This is a genomic window from Cupriavidus sp. MPR-AND1C (assembly GCF_058809705.1).
This window is the reverse complement of sequence record NZ_JBXASU010000118.1, coordinates 1-19,010: the sequence shown is the minus strand read 5'-3', so window position 1 is coordinate 19,010 and position 19,010 is coordinate 1. Positions and strand designations below refer to the sequence as shown.

Sequence of the window (19,010 nt, the reverse complement as noted above, 5' to 3'; positions counted from 1 at the left end):
ACCAGATATTCCCCCTCCCACCCCCGCGCCAGCTGCCGGCAACGCCCCAGCGCCACCGCCTGGCGCTCGAAATCCACCACCATCACCGCATCGGCCCAAGGCGGGCGCGGCGGCTGCTCCGTGCTGCGGCCGTCGCTGAGCAGCCACAGCCAGCGCTGTTGCGCCGGGCGCCGGCGCGCGGCGTGGGCCAGCAGTTGGCCGGCGCGCGCCATGCCGAGCGAGAGCGGTGTACCGCCGCCGCCGGCGATCGGGCGGATCCAGGCTTCGCTCCATGGGCGGGCGCGTGCCGGCTGCAGGCGGACTTCGGCGCGGCCGGCGGCGAAGCACACCAGCGCCACCTCGGCGCGCGCCTGGTAGGCGCGTTGCAGCAGGCGCAGCAGCACGCCCTTGGCCAGCGCGAGCTGGCGGCCGTGCAGCATCGAGGCCGAGCAATCGAGCACGAAGCAGTGCAGCACGCCGGCGTGCGCCTGCTGTGCGCGCCAGCGCAGATGGCTGGGCGCAAACGGCTGGCTGCCCTTGGCGGCCAGCGTCCGTGTCCAGTGGATGCGCGAGCGGCCCGGGCGGCCGTGCGGCGCGGCGAGAGATGCGGCAAAACGAGGGGCTTGCCACCGGTTGCCGCCTTGCCCGGGTTCGGCGGCGGCCTGCCGGTGGCTCAGGCTTTTTTTGTGGGCAGCGGCCTCACGCCCTTGACCGGGGCAATGCCGGCCGCGGCGCTTGCCAGCGCAGGCGGGAGTGCCCCCCATGGGTTGTTGGCGGCTGCGTCGCCCGCACTGCGGCCATCGCCATCGCCGCTGCCATTCGCGTTGCCATCGCCATCAGCGTGCCCATCGGCCTGCCTGCCTGCATTGGGCGGCGCCTGGCGCCGGTGGTGCAAGACCAGCTCCGCCACGGTGTCCACATGCGCGGGCACCACCGCCGCGTCGCACTGCAAGGCGGCCAGCGCGCGCGCCGCGCGCAGCATCACCAGGTCTGCCCGCACGCCATCGACAGCGGCGGCCAGGCACAGGTGGCTGACACGCTCGTGCACGGCATCGCTGAACGAAAGCGCGGACAGTGCGCCGCGCGCGAGCCGCACCTTGCGCGTCAGCGCATCCTGCTCGGTGGCAAAGCGCGTGCACAGGGCCACCGGATCGTTGTCGAACGCGAGCCGGGCCTTGACGATCGCCTGGCGCTGCGCGGCGTCGGTACAGTTCTCCAGCGCCAGCGACAGGCCGAAACGGTCCAGCAACTGCGGGCGCAACTCGCCTTCTTCCGGGTTCATGGTGCCCACCAGCACGAAGCGCGCCTCGTGCTGGTGCGACACGCCGTCGCGCTCCACCACGTTGACGCCGCTGGCGGCCACGTCCAGCAACTGGTCGACGAGGTGATCCGGCAGCAGGTTGACTTCGTCCACATAAAGCACGCCCTGGTGCGCGCGCGCCAGCAGGCCGGGGGCAAAGCGGACCTCGCTCTGCTTAAGCACGTGGCCAAGGTCGAGCGTGCCGATCAGTTGCTCCTCGCTGGCGCCGAGCGGCAGCGTGACGAACTGGCCTTCGGGCAGCAATTGCGCAAGGGCCCGCGCCGCGGTCGACTTGGCCGTGCCGCGCGGGCCGCTGACCAGCACGCCACCGATGCTGGGGTCCACCGCGGCAAGCAGCAGCGCTTGCTGCAAGCGCTGCTGGCCGACCAGGGCGCTGAAGGGAAATGGCATGCGGGCGAGCCGGGCGGTTGCATTCATGAGGGGATTCCTTCGATTCCTTCGATGCCTTCAAGCGCCTGCTCGCTGTCGAGCAGGTGTTGTTCCAGTTGGGCGCGACGCTCGCCCGGCTCCTGCCACAGGCCGCGCTGCGCCGCCTCGAGCAGGCGCTCGCAGATGGCGTGCAGCGCGCGCGGATTGTGCTGGCGCAGGAACGCGCGGGTGCCGGCGTCGTTTACATAGGCATCGGTCACCAGCGCGTACTGGTGATCGGCCACCACGCGGGTGGTGGCATCGAAGCCGAACAGGTAGTCCACCGTGGCGGCCATCTCGAACGCACCTTTGTAGCCGTGCCGCTTGACGCCGTCGATCCACTTGGGATTGACCACGCGCGCACGGATCACGCGGCTGATTTCTTCCTGCAGCGTGCGGATGCGCGGCGCCGCCGGGTTGCTGTGGTCGCCATGGTAGATCGCCGGCTGCGCGCCGCCGAACTCGCGCGCGGCCGCCACCATGCCGCCCTGGAACTGGTAGTAGTCGTTGGCGTCGAGCAGGTCGTGCTCGCGGTTGTCCTGGTTCTGCACGACCGCGTCCAGGCTGGACAGGCGCTCGGCAAAACTGGCGCGCGCCTCGACGCCATCCGTGCCTTGCCCATAGGCGTAGCCGCCGGCATGCAGGTAGGCCTGCGCCAGGTCGCCGTCGTCCTGCCAGTTGCGGCTATCGATCAGGTCCTGCAGGCCGGTACCGTAGCCGCCCGGGCGGGCGCCGAACACGCGCCAGCCGGCACGGCGGCGCGCTTCAAGAGCGGGCACGCCCTCGGCTTCCAGCCGCGCGCGCTCGCTGTCGATGCGGGCGCGCACGGGATTGACTTCGGCGGGTTCGTCAAGCTCCGCCACCGCCTGCACGGCGGCATCGAACAGGCGCATGACGTTGGCGAAGGCATCGCGGAAGAACCCCGACACGCGCAGCGTGACGTCGACGCGCGGACGGTCGAAGATCGCCATCGGCAAGATCTCGAAATCGGTCACGCGGTAGCTGCCGGCTGCCCACTTGGGCCGCACGCCCAGCAGCGCGAAGGCCTGCGCGATATCGTCGCCGCCGCTGCGCATGGTGGCGGTGCCCCAGACGGACAGCCCGATGGACCGCGGATACTCACCATGCGCCTGCAGGTGGCGCTCGATCAGCTGGTTGGCAGACTTCAGGCCCAGCGTCCATGCCGTGCGAGTCGGCACCGCACGCGTGTCGACCGAGTAGAAATTGCGCCCCGTGGGAAGGACATCCGGCCGGCCGCGCGAGGGCGCGCCGCTGGGGCCCGGCGGCACGAACCGCCCGGCCAGGCCACGCGACAGTTGCCGCATTTCCTGCGGGCCGCAGGCATCCAGGCGCGGCATGACGTCCTGGCGCAGGCGCGCGAGCACGGCAGAGGCTTGCGGCAAGGCAACGTCGCCAGCCATCTCGCCGAGCAACGCCGTGGCCAGCATTTCAAGGCGCTCGCGCGTATCGCCATGATGGCGCCACGGCCCGGCATCCAGCACGGCCAGTTGCGCCGGACGCGGCCCTTGCCAGGGCGCGGACCAGTCGGCATCGAGCGGGTCGAAGCCATCGCCCAATGCCAGGTCGGCGGCCAGCGCCGCCAGCAAGCTGGCTTGCGCGCCCTTGCCGTCGCCCACCGGAAAGCGCCCGAGCGCGAGCAGCGTATCGCGCCGCTGGCGGCCCTGCGGCGACACGCCGAAAACGTGCAGGCCATCGCGGATCTGAGATTCCTTCAACTCGCACAGGTAAGCGTCGGTGCGGTTGAGCAGCGCATCTTCCCCATCGCTATCCGCCGGCGCATCCAGCCCCAGTTCACGATGCAGCTGCTGGTCCACGATCAGCTTCAGAATCTCCTTGCGCAGCAGCCGCGCGCGGCGCGGGTCCACCGCCAGCGCCTCGTAGTATTCGTCGACCTGCCGCTCCAGGTCCTGCAGCGGGCCATAGCTCTCGGCGCGCGTGAGCGGCGGCATCAGGTGGTCGATGATGACGGCCTGCGCGCGCCGCTTGGCCTGCGCGCCCTCGCCCGGGTCATTGACGATAAAGGGATAGAGATGCGGCAGTGGCCCAAGGATGGCATCGGGCCAGCAGGTATCGGCCAGCGCCACGCTCTTGCCGGGCAGCCATTCCAGGTTGCCGTGCTTGCCCACGTGGACGATGGCGTCGGCGCCAAAGCTGTGGCGCAGCCAGAAGTAGAACGCCAGGTAGCCATGCGGCGGCACCAGATCGGCATCGTGGTAGCTGGCGTAGCTCTGGCTGCCCTCCTCGCCCGGCAGCGCGTACGACCGGGCCGGCTGCAGCCCGACGAACAGATGTCCGCTGCGCACGCCGGCAATCATGAAGCGGCCCTGCCGCACCATCGGGTCCTGGTCCGGGCTGCCCCAGCGCTCGGCAAGGGCGCGCTGGTTGTCCGCCGGCAGGCGGCTCAGGTGCGCCAGGTAGTCGGCCATCGACAGGCTCTGGAACGCCGGCCGCAGGTCGCGGTGCGCCGGGTCATTGGTGATGCCCTGCGTGAGCCCGCGCATCAGGTCCTCGCCATCGGCGGGCAGGCCTTCGCAATGGTAGCCCTGCTCGCGCAGCATGCCGAGAATGCCCACAACGGAGGCCGGCGTATCCAACCCCACGCCGTTGCCGATGCGCCCTTCGCTGGCCGGATAGTTGGCCAGCACCAGCGCCACGCGCTTGTCGGCGTTGTCCAATTGCCGCAGGCGGCACCAGCGGCGGCTCAGCTCGGCCACAAAGGCGATACGCTGCGCGTCGGGCTGGTAGCGCACCACGTCGACCTCGGTATGGGGGCAACGATAGGCCAGCCCCTTGAAGCTGACGGCGCGCGTGATGATGCGCCCATCCACCTCGGGCATGGCGATATGCATGGCCACGTCGCGCGGGCCCAGGCCCTGGCTGTCCTGCAGCCAGTCCTCGCGGTTGCCGCCGCTGAGGATCACCTGCAGCACCGGCGCGTCGCCGGCGAGCGCCAGGGTTTCAGGCGCGTCCAGCGACGAGACGGCAAACGCCGTGGTGTTCAGCACCAGCGCTGCGCCGTGACCGGCGCACAGATGCTGCAGCACTTCGCGGCACAGCGTGTCCTTGAGCGAGTTGACCGCCAGCGGCAGCGGGTTCATGCCCTGTGCGCGCAACGCGGCGATGAGGGCGTCGAACACAGCGGTGTTGCCAGCCTGCAGGTGGGTGCGGTAGAACACCAGCGCCACGACCGGCGCATCGGTGTGGCCATCCTGCGCCCACTCCCGCTGCCAGTCCGCCGCGGTAGCCACGCCGTGTGCCGGGTGATAGATCGCCGCCTGCGGCAGCACGCGCGGCTGCAGCGCGGGCTCGCCCCAGCCGAAAGCGTGATGCGCCAGGCAGCGGAAGAACTGCTCGGCGTTGTCCGCGCCGCCCTCGCGCAGGTAACGCCACAGGTTGCTGGCCAGCGCTTGCGGCGCGTTGCCGCGCCCGAGCAGGTTGGCGTCCTCGGCCAGGTCGCCGGAGAACATCACCAGCAGCTGGTTGCGCGAGCGCGCCAGTTCGGCCAGCCGCTCCAGGCCATAGGGCCAGTCGCTGTCGCCGCCTAGATGGTCGACCACCACCACGCGCGCGTGCTGCAGCACGTCGTCCACATACATGTCGAGCGAAGCCGGCTGGCGCAGGTACATCTGGTTGGCCAGCCGCACCGTGGGGAAATCCTCCCCCAGGCGCGGAAAGACGCCGGCCAGCAGCGACAGCGTGGTATCCGCCGCGCTCAGCACCACGATTTGCGCCGGGCTTTGCTCAATGCGCACCACGCCGGCGTTATCGTCGACGAAGCCGCCCGGACGGGTGGAAAGCAGGTGCATCGGGTGCCTGGGCTGGTGTGGTCCTTGTTCCTTATACCTTGCGCATTACGCCGTACGCACGGCCGCGGCGCTCAGCGCAGCCTCCAGGGCAGCCTGCAGCGTGGGCTGGTCAAGCGCCTGGCCGATCAGCACGATACGCGTGGATTGCGCCTCGCCCGGCAGCCAGCGGCGGTCGAAGTAGCTGTCAAAGCGCCGTCCCACGCCATGCAGCACCAGCCGCATGGGCTTGGCGGGCAGCTTGGCAAAGCCCTTGATGCGGTAGATGGTGTGGCTCTCCACCAGCTGGCGCAGACCGTCGATCAGCTGATCGCGGTCCACCTCGCCCAGCGCTACGACGACGGAGTCGAACTCGTCGTGATGGTGGTCCGCGTGATCGGGATCGTCCGCCGAGCCGTGGTGATCCGGGCGCAGGTGAATGGTGTCTTCCGATGCGCGGTTCAGGCCCAGCAGCAACTCGATATCCAGCTTGCCGCCCTGCGCGCCGACGATCTTCACTTCGGCGGGGATCTCCGGGCGGATCAGCGCTTGCACTTCGGCGCGCTGCGCGTCGTCGATCAGGTCGGTCTTGTTGAGGATGACGAGGTCGGCCGCGCCGAGCTGGTCTTCGAACAGCGCGTGCAGCGGGGACTCGTGATCGAGGTTGGGATCGGCCTTGCGCTGCGCCTCCACGGCATCCGGGTCGGCAGCGAACTGGCCGGCCGCGGCTGCCGCGCCGTCCACCACGGTGACGACCGCGTCCACGGTAAAGGCGTTCTTGATGCTGGGCCAGTTGAAGGCCTGCACCAGCGGCTTGGGCAGCGCCAGGCCGGAGGTCTCGATCAGCACATGGTCGATATCGCCGCGGCGCTCCAGCAATTGCTCCATCACCGGGAAGAATTCCTCCTGCACCGTGCAGCACAGGCAGCCGTTGGCCAGCTCATAGAGCTGGCCATTGCTCTGGCCGGATTCGTCGCAGCCGATGCCGCAACCCTTCAGGATCTCGCCATCGATGCCCAGCTCGCCGAACTCGTTGACGATCACCGCAATGCGCCGTCCGTTGGCGTTTTCGAGAATATGGCGCAGCAAGGTGGTCTTGCCGCTGCCAAGGAAGCCGGTGACGATGGTGGCGGGGATTTTACGGGTCTGCATGGCGGATAAGGGAATTCAGCGCTGGCGCTGGGGTTGAATCGGGGCGCGCGATGCGCGGCGTGGCAGGCCCTTCGCAAGTTATGTTTTGCGCAGCCGGTAGCAAGCGGCGGGCCTGGCCGCGGCAAGGGGGTCAGCATAAAGAGATCGCACGGTGCTGTCCACCCGCGGCGCGTCAGCGTGGCGCGGGCTGCCGCCGGCCACGGCCGCGCCACCACTCCGCAAAGGCGCCAGCGCCGACCAGCAGCAGCATCAGCGCAGCGGTCCACAGCGCCTCGCGCGGCGCCAGGCCGCTTGGCGGGGCGGGCGCGGCGAGCTTGAGCACGCGGCTTTCGAGCAACTGGCCTGTCACCTGGCCGGTCGCGGGACGCGGCGCCGGATGCGGCTTGGCCTGCCGAGCCGGCGGCGGACTCGCACGGGATGCGTCGGGCGGTGCGGCCCGGCCAGAAGCAGCGGCCGGCGCGGCTGGCTCGCGCCCCGGCATGGCTGCTGCCAGCCGCGCGGAGAATTCGCGCAGCGCATCCGTGGGCAGCCGGGCTTGCTGCCCCAGCCCGGCGATGTACTGCATCAGCACGGGATTGCCGCAGCTATTGGCCGAGCAGGACAAGCCGTCGCGATTGACCGACGCCACATAGCGCCGTGCCATATCGGCGCGCTCGGCAGGCGTGAAGCGGTAGCTCCCCTGCCGGTCCACTTCCAGCAGCCGGGCCAGGATGCCCTGCCGCGCGTGCGGGTTGTTTTGCGCAAAGAAAGCGTCCATGCCCAGGCCGTTCTTGTCGGCCACATAGACGTCATAGGTGTTCTGCCAGAAGCTGCCGCTCATCTGCTCGGGGCTGGTGGCCTGGAAGCCGTAGAGATGCTCGATCTCCTTGAACATCTCGCGCGCGCCGGCGTAGCCCGAGCGCTGCATGCCTTCGATCCAGCGCGGGTTCCAGTTGCGCGCGTTGAGTTCGGTGGCCAGCCAGGTGCGAGCATCCACGGTCTGCTCTTCGCCGGCGCGGCGCAGGTTGTGCAGCCAGAAGCGCGGCGCCTGTCCGCTGACGGCGCGCGTGGCCATGTTAAGGCCGCCGGCGTACTGATAGGTATCGTCGTTGTCGAGCGCGCCGTAAAGCGTGCTGGCGCGCGAGAACAGCACGGCCTGGTTGGACTTGAGGTGGCTGGCCAGCGCCTGCGGCGCGGTCTCGCCCCAGCCTTCGCTGGAGAACGCAAAGTTCATGTAGCGCAGGTACTGCCGCGCCAGCGCGCCAGGCGGCTCGCCGGCCTGCGCCGCGTCCTTGCTCTGCTCGACCATCTGCTGCACGCCGATGCTGTAGTTGCCGGGCTTGGCGGCGAACACGCGGGCGCGGGCCAGGCGCGCGGCCAGTTGCGGCGCCACGCCGGCTGCCAGCAGCGTGGCCTGCGCTTCGCGGTCGTGGCGGCTGATGGCGTTGTCGCCGGCGGCGGCGGCCAGGCGCGCGGCCTTGTCCAGCAGCGCCACCTTGTCGCCGAAGCCGTCGCGGTAGATGCCGGAGATGGTGAACAGCACATTGACGCGCGGGCGGCCGAGTTCGGCATCGGGGATCAGGCGCACATCCTCCACCACGCCGCGCGCATTCCAGACCGGCTCCACGCCCATCAGGTAGAGCGCCTCGCTCTCCATCGCGCCTTGGTGGCGCTCGGTCTCGCCGTACCACAGCACCATCGATACCTGCTCGGGCGCCTTGCCGGTTTCCTCGCGATAGCGCGCGAGCGTCTGCGCGGCCAGTTGCTTGCCGAGCTGCCAGGCTGCGGGCGTGGGGATCAGCGCGCCGTCGAAGGCGTGCAGGTTGCGCCCGGTGGGCAGGCCCTGCGGGGTGCGCACGGGGTCGCCCAGCGGCGAGCTCGGCAGGTAGCGGCCGGACAGCACGGTCACCAGGCCATCCAGCTCGCGGCGCGGCGATTCGCGCAGATTGGCCAGCCATGCGCGCGTACTGGACAGCGCGGTTTCTACCTTCTCCGCCAGCGGCGGCGGCAATGGCGCGTGCGCGGCGCTGTCCGGCTCGCGGCCTTCCGCCAATGCGCCGGCCCAGCGCGAGAGCACGTCCTTGCCGATCTGCCGCGCCTCGCTCGCGTCGAATGCGCTTTCCAGCACGGTGGCCAGCGCCTGGCGCTGCGCGTCCAACGGCGGCAGCTCGCCCAGCGTGTGAATGCCCAGCGGCACCGGCTCGGCTTCCACCTTATGCAAGAAGCGGTGGATCACCGGCTCGACCTGCTCCCATGGCGCGCCGGAATCCAGCCCGAGCTGGCGGTCCAGTCCAAGGGCGCGGATCTGCGCCAGCGCCTGCAGGCGGTATTGGTCCGCCAGCGCCGGGGCGCTGTCGGCGGCGGCCTCCTGCTGCTCGATCACCTCGTCGAGCTTGGCCAGCTTGTCCGGCCAGCCGGCGCGGGCGATCAGCGGGGTCAGGTGGCTGACCAGCACGGCGGCGCTGCGGCGCTTGGCCTGGATGGCTTCGCCGCCGCCGTCCTGGATGTAGAAGTAGGCGTTGGGCAGGTCGCCCAGCAACACCTCGGCGCTGTCGTCGCCGCTTTGCCCCACCTGCTTGCCAGGCAGCCATTCCAGCGTGCCGTGGCGGCCCACGTGGACCATCGCGTCCGCGCCGAAGGCGTGGCGATACCACAGGTAGGCGGCGATATAGGAGTGCGGCGGCGGCGTCACCGTATCGTGCGCGCTGTCCATCGCTCGCGCGAAGGTGGAGCGCAGCGGCTGCGGGCCAACGAACAGATTACCGAAGCGCAGGCCCGGAATCACGAAATCCTGCCCGCCATGGCCGTCACCCACCAGCATCAGCGGATTGCGCTCGGGCGGACCCCACGCGGCCACCACCGACTGGCGAAACGCCGCCGGCAAGGCATCGAACCAGCGCTTGTACTGCGCCATCGGCAGCAGCGTAACGCGGCCGCGCGACACCATCTCAGCCAGTTCGCCGGGCGACCATTCCTCCATATTGCGGCCATTGCGCTCCAGCAGCGCGGTCAGCTCGGCGGTGTCCGGCAGCGTGGCGCCCGTGCGGTAGCCCGCCTCGCGCAGCCGCGCCATGACCTGCACCAGCGAGGGCAGCGTAGCCAGGTAGCTGGCGCCGATATTGCCGCGGCCCGGCGGGTTGTTGTAGTAGAGGATGGCGATGCGCTTGTCCGCCGCGGGCTTGTCCTGCAGCGCGATCCAGCGGCGCACGCGGGCCACCGCCGCGTCTGCCCGCTCCGGCACGGCACGGCTGGCCTTGGCGCCGTGTTCGTCCTCCAGCGTGGCGAACAGGATCGGCTCCGAGGCGCCGGCCCGCTCGGGCGTGTTAAGCAGCAGCGCCAGGCGCTCGCCGCCAATGCCGCGCGCATCGGCCCGCCAGCCGGCCTGGCTGTCGCGCGTGGCGATCAGGTTGATGGCGTGCAGGCCGTGGCGCTCCAGCCAGGTCTTGTCCTCGGCGCGGCTGATGGTGAGGTTCAGCGCCAGCAATGCCCGCAGCGGGCTTTGGCCATCGACCGTGAGCATCGCATCCAGGCCGGACAGCGGCCAGCCGAATACCGGCACCGCGCCGATGCCCTGGCGCTCCAGCGCCGCGATCAGCGCATCGATATGCGCGAGATCCTGCTGGCGATAGTTGCTGGCATAGAAGGCAATGCCGACCAGCGGTGCGCCGGCCGGCAGGCCGCTTGCGCCGGCGCGGTACCAGGCGAGATAGTCCTTGAGCGTGGCAAACGCTTGCGCGGCGCGCGGGTGATAGATGCCGGCCGCGGGCAGCGGGCGCGGCGGCGGCACGGCCATGGCCTGCTCGCCGCGCACGGCGGCCACCAGCCATGCCATCCAGCCCGCGAGGTTGTCGGCGCCGCCGGCGCTCCAGTAAGCCTCGGCGGCCTGGTTGCGCGCGGCGTCCAGGCCAAAGCCCCAGGCGGCCTCGGCGGACGCTGCCGGCGCGGCCAGCACCAGCGCGCCGCGCTGCCGCGCCTGGCGCACGGCCGGCGCCATCTGGCGCAGCACGGCCGTGGGGACGAAGTACGCGTAGATGACATCGGCGGCGGCGACTTGCGCGGCATCGGGCGCTGCCGTCACGGCGTCCAGCACCACCCTGCCCGGCCCGGCCAGCTCGCGCAGGCGCGCTTCGGCCGCAGGCAGCAGGTGCGTGTTGGTGGTGACCAGCAGCACGCGTACCGGGGCTGGCGGTCCGGGCTGGGCTGCGCGGGCGTGGCCCGGGCCGGCAAGGCACCCGCACAGCAGCCCGAGCATCAGCAGCAGCCAGCGCTGCCACAGCGAACCCCGCCGCGCCGAAGCCATCAACGCGCGCCCGGGGCCGAGGCCGCGCCGGCCGCCGCGCCTTCCGGCACATACACCACGCTGCCATCCGGCAACTGGTAAGCCACCCCCAGCCGGGTGCCCTCGCCCGTCTTCTGCCGCGGGGACATCTTGCTGACCTTGACCTCCTTGCGGTTCTTCTCCAGCAATTGCAGCTCACCGGTGCGCGGATCGCGCTGGACCAGGGTGAACTGCGAGTCGGGATTGAGCAGCTGGGTCAGGCTGAACGCTTGCGTGAGCGCCACCATCAGGCCCACGGCAAAGACGATGGAGGCATCGAACAGGTTGGCCACGCCGGCCAGCGGGTCTTCCCGATGCACCGAGGCAAGCTCGCCCTGCGCGCGGCGACGGCGCACAAAGCGCCGCCGCCTGAACGGGTGTCCCTGGCCCGCGTCCATCAGGCCTGGGTCCCGGCCAGATGGATGGCGGCGCGCGCGTGCGCCGCGGGCGCCACCGGTTCAGGCATGGCCCGCAGCACCAGCTCGCACAGGTTTTCCATTTCCTTGAGATCGCTGCGCGCCCAGCGCTCGCGTGTGAGCGTCAGCACGTAGGCGATGCCGCCCAGCACCAGCCCGCAGACGACCGCGCCAAAGCCGATCACCAGGTGATTGACCATGCCGGCCATATCGCCGCCGAGCAGCGATTGCAGCGCCGGCCCGAGCGGGATGATGGTGCCGGCCAGGCCCAGCATCGGTGCGATGCGCACCAGTGTGCGGGTCAGGTCGAGCCGGTTGGCCACGCGCATTTCCTCGCGCTGCAGCGTTTCGTCCAGCCACAGGTCAAGGTGTTCGTACGAATCGAGCCGGGAGAGCCGTTCTTCCAGCATGCCCCAGAAGCGGGCCAGCGAAGGCGACAGCAATGCCGCGCCCAGATGCGCTTGCGTGCCATTTTGCAGGCTGGAGGCCAGCGCATTGGCCAGCGCGGGCAGATCGCTGCGCGGCGCCACGGCGCGGCGCCGGGACTGCACGATCAGGCTGCCGAGATCGGCTAGCGCGAGCACGAACAGCACCAGCAACGCCAGCGCGACCGGCCAGAAGAACGCCGTGGAAAGGCGGAAGAAAATCTCGGTGACGACGCTTTCCATTGTGATCGGCGGCAGTTGGGTTAGGCGGATCGGCAGGCCACAGCCGGCCCGGGCGCAGTATTGTACGTCGCAGGTGCCCCCTTACCCCAGGCCAGGACCCGCCTGCGATGACCTTGCCGCCAAGGCCTCAGGGCCAGCTGTCGCGCGCATACACGCCCGACTGCGCGCGCAGCCGCGCGGCGCGCTCCGCCACCCGGGCATCCGTGTAGAACGGCGGGTCTGCCAGCACCAGGCCGTTCTCCCGGGCTTCTTCCACCAGGATCTGCAGGTACTCGGTCATGTGCGAGGCCGTGTAGTCGTTGGTGTCATGAAAGCTCACCACGATCGGCACCACGCCCCCCATGGATGGCAGCCGCTGCTCGGCGATGGCGACCTTGACCTGCGCCAGCTCGCTATTCATATGCGAGCGGCGGCGCAGGCTGATATGCCAGCCGTAGATCTTGCCGTCGCGCGCGTTCACGTCCGACATCAGCATGCCCAGGCCGAGCTTGCGGTAGACCGCCTGCACCGCATCGTTGTAGGCCCAGTTGGGCGGGCGCACCAGTTGGGCCGCGCCGCGGCATTGCGCGATGATGTCGGCCTCGCCCGACAGCAGCGACGCTTCCAGTTCTTCGGGCGACATGCGCGTATGCGAGAGATGCCCGATCGGCAACCCGCTATGCACCGCCAGCCGATGGCCGGCGAGGCAGGTCGCGTGCATCTGCGCTTTGCCGGCCTCGCCGCCGCCGCGCCTCGGGTGAGCGGTCTGCACGAAGAAGAGTGCTTTGATGCCCGGCGTCACCGGGTTATCGGCAAGCTGGCGCAGGATCAGCGGCGTGCTGCCATCCTCGCCGGCATCGGGGCCGTCGTCGAACGTGAGCAGGAAGCGGATGGGCGGGAGTGGCCGTTGCGCGCGCAGGGCGGCCAGCTGGATCGCGGGCACCGCGCTCAGGGGCATGTCGGCGGGGGCTGCCCGCACGGCCACGCAGGCGAGACTCAGGCTGCACGCCAGGGTCCCGGCGACGAGATGAACAAAATGGGAAAAGCGCATGCGGGGCGTCCGGCTCGCCACTTCGGGCGCTCTCTGGCGCGCTGCGCGGGCAATCCGGAATGAGTCTCAAGCAAAGAAAACGGGGATGAACCGCAGCCATGTGCGCGAACCGCCGCAGCGCTCGCCGTGGCCCCGGCAAAAAGCAAGATGGCATTGTGCCATATCGGGTTGGCGCGCTTTTCGCGCTGGCGCAGCCGGGCCCGCGCAGCGAAAAAAGCCAGGCCATGAGACATGGCCCGGCGGGCAAATCGGCAGCAGGGGGCACTGCTGCCTGCGGGTATGGGATGCCGTTTTGGACACCCCGGCCAACAGGTTAGCGGCTCCCCCGTCTTGCGAACGCAAACAACTGTGTCGCTGCGCCTCACCCGTTTGGCGATCCCGCCAGGCGATGCGCTTGGCGCGCGCGTGGATCGCACGGCCTGGCTTTGTCGAAAGGCGTGAAAGACAGCGGCAATGCGCAAAGCGCACAGGCATGCTGCCGAGTCAGCATCGGACAGCCACGAGGCTATCGCAGCCACCCGGTGCAAATGTCAACAATTGTGAATGCCGAGCCGGAGCCGGCTCAGTAGGTTTCGTCCGCGGGATCGATCATCAGGTGAAGCTGCCTGGCAAGCTCGGCCAGCACCGGCTCGTCCGCGCTGCGGATCATCCATCCCGCGTAGGCGTCCGCTTGCGTGTCCCAGCACCACAGCGTAAAGCCAGCCGCTTGCAACGAGACCTGCGCGATCGCCATCAAGCCGGGCACATCCTTGCCCGCGAGGAAGGCCGCCGCGAGCGGCTCGGGCGCGCCCCAGTCCACGCGCAGGCCGACCCGGTCGCACAAGGCTTGCACACCGCGCACCACGGCGGCCGTGTCTTTCCATTCCACGTAGAAGCCTGCGGCGCCGATCGCTTCGGTCAGCGGCCATAGCAGCATATGGCCTTCGCAGGCGGTCTCGGTGCGCGCAAGCGCATGCTGGAACGCGGTCCAGTAGTTGTCCGCGGCATCCTGGTCGTGCAGAGAAATCAGCAGGATCAGCTCGCGCACGGCGTCCTGCGTTTCACTCGGGAGCACAGTGGTCATAGGCTTCTGGCAGGTTGGGAACACAGGGAACGGAAGGGGTTCGATGCTGGCAGGCCACAGCGTGATGCCGCGACCCGACGCGGTGGTTGACTCGGATGCCGGAACCTTGCGTAAGCATCCGAGTGGCTGAACGTCTGGCGGTGCTTTGCCCAACGCCGGGAAAATGGCAGCCCCCTATTCTGACAAAGGTTGGTGCGAGACGCTACTACACATACGCATGGAAGGCGCATCGAAGGCGCATCGATCGTCCCGCAGGACCAGCCCATGCGTATTGCCTTACGGCACGAAAAACGCAAAGTTTAGGACGTGTCCTATTCGGCGGAAAAAGCCGGAAGAAAAAGATTGCCAAGCGCGCGCCGCCTTTGTTACCCTTCGCCCCGTTATCGCTCCGGAGTCATCTCCATGGACAGTTGTTCTAGTTGGCCTTACGGCCAAACCTTGAACGGCTAGGCAAGTCCAGGCGTCTTACCGCCACTGCCTAGCCGATACCGGCGGGTAGTGGTCCGTTGCACGGGTTCTCCGTGCAATCCCCTCCCAGTTCGTTGCAAATGCCTGCGGCTATCCGCCGCGAGAATGCGTTCGTGCGCAGTTTCGCGATGCGTTATCCGCCGCTGCCTGCGCGCGCCGTCGAGCGTTAGCGCAAGGAGGCCCCATGCCGTCCCTCTTCATCGCACAACATGCCTTGCTGGCGCTGCAGATCCTGCGCTGCCACGCCGGCGGGCCAGGCAGTGCCGCCGTGCTCCTGCTCACGCTGGCCCTGCCCCCCGCGCGCCATGCCGCAGCGCGTCGTGACGCCGCGCACCGGCCCAGGCCGGGCTGACGCGCGCGCCGCTTCACGCTCACCGCATCCGGCGAAGGCGGCGCGACGCGCCTGCCTTTGCCGACCCCTCGCCTCACTCCGGCATCGCCGCCCGGCACGCCGGGATTTTTGGGAAACCGCACCCATGAACCTGATGAAAACGCTCTTCGTCGCCTTCCTGCGCACGCGCCGGGCGACCCACCACTTCCGCCGGCTGGCGATGTTCGAGTCGCTGGGCAAGCCGGGGCCGTCACGCACCGTGCCGGAGCAGTTGGCGCAATCGCTCAAGCGCGCCGCGCGAGAGGACGTGCCGGCCGTGCTGGTACGCATGCGCTCCCACGAGGACGGGCTGACCAGCGCCGAGACAGACGAAAAGCTCAAGCAGTTCGGCCCGAACGAAGTCGACCATGAAAAGCCGCTGCCGGCGTGGCTGCACCTGTGGCATTCGTACAGCAACCCGTTCAATCTGTTGCTGACACTTCTGGCGGCGATCTCCTACTTCACCGAGGACATGAAGGCAACGATCGTCATCGGCACCATGGTGACGCTGTCCACGCTGCTGCGCTTCGTGCAGGAGCGGCGCTCCAACCAGGCCGCCGAGAGCCTCAAGGCCATGGTCAGCACCACCGCCACGGTGATCCGGCGGGACCTATCGGCCGGCGTTGCCGCCTTCAGCGCGGAGTACTTCAACGTGCACGTGCATTCGCGCCCGCCGCACAAGATCGAAGTGCCTATCCGCAAGCTGGTGCCGGGCGACCTGGTCGCACTCTCGGCCGGCGACATGATTCCCGCCGACTGCCGCATCATCGCCGCCAAGGACCTGTTCATCAGCCAGGCGGCCATGACCGGCGAATCGCTGCCCGTGGAGAAATTCGCCGAGCTGCGCGATCGCCACGACAGCCCGCTGGAGCTCTCCAACATCGCCTTCATGGGCACCAATGTGGTCTCGGGCGCCGCCACCGCCGTGGTGCTGGCCACCGGCAACCACACGTACTTCGGCACGCTGGCCGAGCGCGTCACCAGCACCGACCGCTCGGCCACGGCCTTCCAGGCTGGCGTCAACCAGGTGAGCTGGCTGCTGATCCGCTTCGCGCTAGTGATGGCGCCGCTGGTGCTGCTGGTCAACGGATTTACCAAGGGCGACTGGACGCAGGCGTTCCTCTTTGCCTTGTCCGTCGCGGTAGGGCTCACGCCCGAGATGCTGCCGATGATCGTGACCTCCACGCTGGCCAAGGGCGCGGTGATGTTGTCGCGCCGCAAGGTCATCGTGAAGCGGCTCGACGCCATCCAGAATTTCGGCGCCATGGACGTGCTGTGCACGGACAAGACAGGCACGCTGACGCAGGACAAGATCGTGCTGGAGCGCCACACCGATGTGCTGGGCCGCGTCAGCACCGACGTGCTCAAGCACGCTTACCTGAACAGCTACTACCAGACCGGCCTGAAGAACCTGCTCGACCGCGCGGTGCTCGATCACGTGGAGCTGCAAAGCGAGCTCAAGCTGACGCAGCACTACCGCAAGGTCGATGAGATCCCGTTCGATTTCGAGCGGCGCCGCATGTCGGTGGTGGTGGCAGAGCGCGAGGATCACAACGAGCTGATCTGCAAAGGCGCGGTGGAGGAAATGCTGGGCATCTGCACGCGCGTGCAGATCGATGGCGCGGCGCAAGCGCTGGACGCCGACATGCTGGCGCGCGTGCGCCAGGTGACGCACGACCTCAACGAGGAAGGCTTGCGCGTGGTCGCGGTGGCCATGAAGGAAACGCCCACCACGCAAACGCAGTACGGCGTGGCCGACGAATGCGAGCTGACGCTGGTCGGGTACATTGCTTTTCTCGATCCGCCCAAGGATTCCACGCTGCCCGCGCTCAAGGCGCTGGCCGAGCACGGCGTCACGGTGAAAGTGCTGACCGGCGACAACGAACTGGTCACCGCCAAGATCTGCCGCGAAGTGGGCCTGCCCGTCACGCGCGTGCTGCTGGGGCCGGACATCGAGAAGATGGACGCCCCCACGCTGGCCCGTGCCGTGGAAGATCACAACGTTTTCGCACGCCTGTCGCCGCTGCACAAGGAGCAACTGGTGCTGGCGCTGCGCGCCAACGACCACGTGGTTGGCTTCATGGGTGACGGCATCAACGATGCGCCCGCGCTGCGCGCGGCCGATATCGGCATCTCGGTGGACAGCGCGGTGGATATCGCCAAGGAAGCCGCCGACCTCATCCTGCTGGAAAAGAGCCTGATGGTGCTGGAAGAAGGCGTGATCGAAGGCCGGCGCACCTTCAGCAATATGCTGAAGTACATCCGCATGACGGCCAGCTCCAACTTCGGCAACGTGTTCTCGGTGCTGGTGGCCAGCGCCTTCCTGCCCTTCCTGCCGATGCTGCCGCTGCAACTGCTGGTGCAGAACCTGCTGTACGACGTCTCGCAGATCGCGATTCCGTTTGATCGCGTGGACAAGGAACTGGTGGCGCGGCCGCTGCGCTGGAACCCGGGCGACATCGGCCGCTTCATGGTGGTCTTCGGCCCGATCAGCTCGATCTTCGACATCACGACCTATATGGTGATGTGGTACGTGTTCGCTGCCAACAGCGTAGAGGCGCAGGCGCTGTTCCAGTCCGGCTGGTTCGTGGTCGGGCTGCTCACGCAAACGCTGATCGTGCACATGATCCGCACGCCCAAGCTGCCGTTCATCCAGAGCCGCGCGGCGTGGCCGCTGACGTTGGCCACGGTGGCCATCATGGCCGTGGGCATCTGGCTGCCAATGGGCCCGCTGGCGGCGTACTTCAAGCTGGCGTCATTGCCGCCGGGCTATTTTCCCTGGATGATCGGCATCGTGCTGGGCTACGCCCTGCTGGTGACGGCGGTCAAGCGGTTCTATATCCGGCGCTTTGGCTGGCAATAAGCGTTGGGCGGCGCCTGTCGCGATACTTGCGCGATATTTGTGTGATATTTGCGCGAAAGGCGCCGCCGATGACATCGGCGTGACACCTGGCCGGCGTAAAAAGACGCAAGCGGTTCCATAACAATAACTTTCAAGCCCGGGGAAACCACGATGTCCCTCCAAGCCTTTCAAAACATCAACCTTGACTCGCTGCTCGACACCACCGTCAGCCTGACCACTGCCTTCGTCCTCGGCGCGGTGATCGGCTACGAGCGGCAGATCCGCCAGCGCACAGCCGGCCTGCGCACCAATGTGCTGGTGGCGGTAGGCGCCGCCATCTTCGTCGACATGGCCAACCGCATGGCCGGGCACGACGGCGCGGTACGCGTGGTGGCCTACGTCGTCTCGGGCATCGGCTTTCTCGGTGCCGGCGTGATCATGCGGGAGGAAGGCAATGTGCGGGGGTTGAATACCGCGGCCACGCTATGGGGATCGGCGGCGATCGGCGCCAGTGCGGGGGCGGACCTGATTCTCGAGGCCGGGCTGGGCTGCCTGTTTGTGCTGGCGGCCAATACCCTGTTGCGGCCGGTGGTGAATCGCATCAACCAGCAGCCAATGGATACGACCACGGTGGAGGTAACCAACACGGTCTATGTGATTGCGCCGCGGTCCGCGCAGAAGCTGGCGTTGCGCTTGCTTGAAGATACGCTGGAGGCGGGAAACTACCCGACCCGGGACCTGGAGGTGCATGCGTTCGGGGATAGCGATGTCGAGATTGAAGCGGTGCTCACGTCAACCTCGGTCGATGGGGATGTGCTGGATCGCTTGATGGCGGAGCTGGCGGAGTCGGAGCATATTCATCAGGCGTTTTGGAGTCCTAGTACGACGGATTGATTTTGGGATGGGTTGGGTTGATTGGCTGGCTGGCGCTCATGGCCGTTTTTGCTGCGGCGTTGGTTTTTGCATCCAAGCGCCATACGACATCGCCCTGCGGGGGCAGAGCAATCAGGCTGTTTGGCCTCGGTGGTTGCGTCGTACGGCCCGGCGTGTTGGCTGGCCTTGCCATGCCGACCTGTAGGTCATTTAAATAGAATGATCCAATGGGTACGTGGCGGTACCCCTGATCGCTTTGCGCGGTGAGCGTTCGGCCATCTGCCGTTGGCGGTGCGCAGCACCGCGATGGTGCCGGCCTT

12 protein-coding genes are annotated in these 19,010 nt (G+C 68.4%); 3 read left to right on the top strand and 9 right to left on the bottom strand.

Going from position 1 to position 19,010, the window contains the following annotated elements; all coding sequences use genetic code 11:
• The 9 genes from AC1RWI_RS34540 to AC1RWI_RS34500 all read right to left on the bottom strand — a co-directional run.
• The coding region (locus tag AC1RWI_RS34540) for a vWA domain-containing protein (RefSeq protein WP_492870567.1) at positions 1-455 on the bottom strand (455 nt) is incomplete at its 3' end.
• 197 nt (positions 456-652) lie between these two features.
• Positions 653-1,717, bottom strand: coding sequence for a magnesium chelatase ATPase subunit I (locus tag AC1RWI_RS34535; RefSeq protein WP_492870566.1), 1,065 nt, complete (start codon positions 1,715-1,717; stop codon positions 653-655).
• Positions 1,714-5,535 (bottom strand): cobaltochelatase subunit CobN, encoded by a 3,822-nt coding sequence (gene cobN, locus AC1RWI_RS34530; protein ID WP_492870565.1) that lies wholly within the window; start codon positions 5,533-5,535, stop codon positions 1,714-1,716. Before cobN ends, AC1RWI_RS34535 begins: the two co-directional genes overlap by 4 nt.
• A 45-nt stretch (positions 5,536-5,580) precedes the next feature.
• Entirely contained in the window at positions 5,581-6,663 is a 1,083-nt protein-coding gene (gene cobW / locus AC1RWI_RS34525; protein WP_043355994.1) for a cobalamin biosynthesis protein CobW, read from the bottom strand.
• Between the two features lie 172 nt (positions 6,664-6,835).
• Complete coding sequence (locus AC1RWI_RS34520) at positions 6,836-10,942, bottom strand: cobaltochelatase subunit CobN (protein ID WP_492870564.1); 4,107 nt, start codon at positions 10,940-10,942, stop codon at positions 6,836-6,838.
• Entirely contained in the window at positions 10,942-11,316 is a 375-nt protein-coding gene (locus AC1RWI_RS34515; RefSeq protein WP_236702095.1) for a DUF2149 domain-containing protein, read from the bottom strand. The genes AC1RWI_RS34520 and AC1RWI_RS34515 overlap by 1 nt, the downstream gene beginning before the upstream one ends.
• Positions 11,317-11,357: 41 nt before the next feature.
• Positions 11,358-12,044, bottom strand: coding sequence for a MotA/TolQ/ExbB proton channel family protein (locus tag AC1RWI_RS34510; protein WP_043355998.1), 687 nt, complete (start codon positions 12,042-12,044; stop codon positions 11,358-11,360).
• A 127-nt stretch (positions 12,045-12,171) separates the two neighbouring features.
• Entirely contained in the window at positions 12,172-13,074 is a 903-nt protein-coding gene (locus tag AC1RWI_RS34505; RefSeq protein WP_052495121.1) for a polysaccharide deacetylase family protein, read from the bottom strand.
• A 562-nt stretch (positions 13,075-13,636) separates the two neighbouring features.
• Positions 13,637-14,137: a DUF6630 family protein gene (locus AC1RWI_RS34500; protein WP_492870563.1), complete on the bottom strand. Its 501-nt coding sequence runs from the start codon at positions 14,135-14,137 to the stop codon at positions 13,637-13,639.
• A 652-nt stretch (positions 14,138-14,789) separates the two neighbouring features.
• On the opposite strand from AC1RWI_RS34500, the gene AC1RWI_RS34495 reads away from it, so the two are divergent.
• The 3 genes from AC1RWI_RS34495 (at position 14,790) to AC1RWI_RS34485 (ending at position 18,711) form a co-directional block, all read left to right on the top strand.
• Positions 14,790-14,957 carry a hypothetical protein gene (locus AC1RWI_RS34495; RefSeq protein ID WP_158408330.1) on the top strand — a complete coding sequence of 56 codons (168 nt, stop codon included), beginning with the start codon at positions 14,790-14,792 and terminating at the stop codon, positions 14,955-14,957.
• A 124-nt stretch (positions 14,958-15,081) separates the two neighbouring features.
• Positions 15,082-17,838: a magnesium-translocating P-type ATPase gene (mgtA, locus tag AC1RWI_RS34490; RefSeq protein ID WP_492870562.1), complete on the top strand. Its 2,757-nt coding sequence runs from the start codon at positions 15,082-15,084 to the stop codon at positions 17,836-17,838.
• Between the two features lie 150 nt (positions 17,839-17,988).
• Positions 17,989-18,711 (top strand): MgtC/SapB family protein, encoded by a 723-nt coding sequence (locus tag AC1RWI_RS34485; protein ID WP_043356001.1) that lies wholly within the window; start codon positions 17,989-17,991, stop codon positions 18,709-18,711.
• The last annotated feature ends 299 nt before the right edge of the window (positions 18,712-19,010 follow it).

Excerpts from the sequence above, each read along its gene's own strand:
- AC1RWI_RS34535 (WP_492870566.1), bottom strand. The coding sequence starts at position 1,717 with ATGAATGCAACCGCCCGGCTCGCCCGCATGCCATTTCCCTTCAGCGCC.
- cobN (WP_492870565.1), bottom strand. The coding sequence starts at position 5,535 with ATGCACCTGCTTTCCACCCGTCCGGGCGGCTTCGTCGACGATAACGCC.
- cobW (WP_043355994.1), bottom strand. The coding sequence starts at position 6,663 with ATGCAGACCCGTAAAATCCCCGCCACCATCGTCACCGGCTTCCTTGGC.
- AC1RWI_RS34520 (WP_492870564.1), bottom strand. The coding sequence starts at position 10,942 with ATGGCTTCGGCGCGGCGGGGTTCGCTGTGGCAGCGCTGGCTGCTGCTG.
- AC1RWI_RS34510 (WP_043355998.1), bottom strand. The coding sequence starts at position 12,044 with ATGGAAAGCGTCGTCACCGAGATTTTCTTCCGCCTTTCCACGGCGTTC.
- AC1RWI_RS34505 (WP_052495121.1), bottom strand. The coding sequence starts at position 13,074 with ATGCGCTTTTCCCATTTTGTTCATCTCGTCGCCGGGACCCTGGCGTGC.
- AC1RWI_RS34500 (WP_492870563.1), bottom strand. The coding sequence starts at position 14,137 with ATGACCACTGTGCTCCCGAGTGAAACGCAGGACGCCGTGCGCGAGCTG.
- AC1RWI_RS34495 (WP_158408330.1), top strand. The coding sequence starts at position 14,790 with ATGCCGTCCCTCTTCATCGCACAACATGCCTTGCTGGCGCTGCAGATC.
- mgtA (WP_492870562.1), top strand. The coding sequence starts at position 15,082 with ATGAACCTGATGAAAACGCTCTTCGTCGCCTTCCTGCGCACGCGCCGG.
- AC1RWI_RS34485 (WP_043356001.1), top strand. The coding sequence starts at position 17,989 with ATGTCCCTCCAAGCCTTTCAAAACATCAACCTTGACTCGCTGCTCGAC.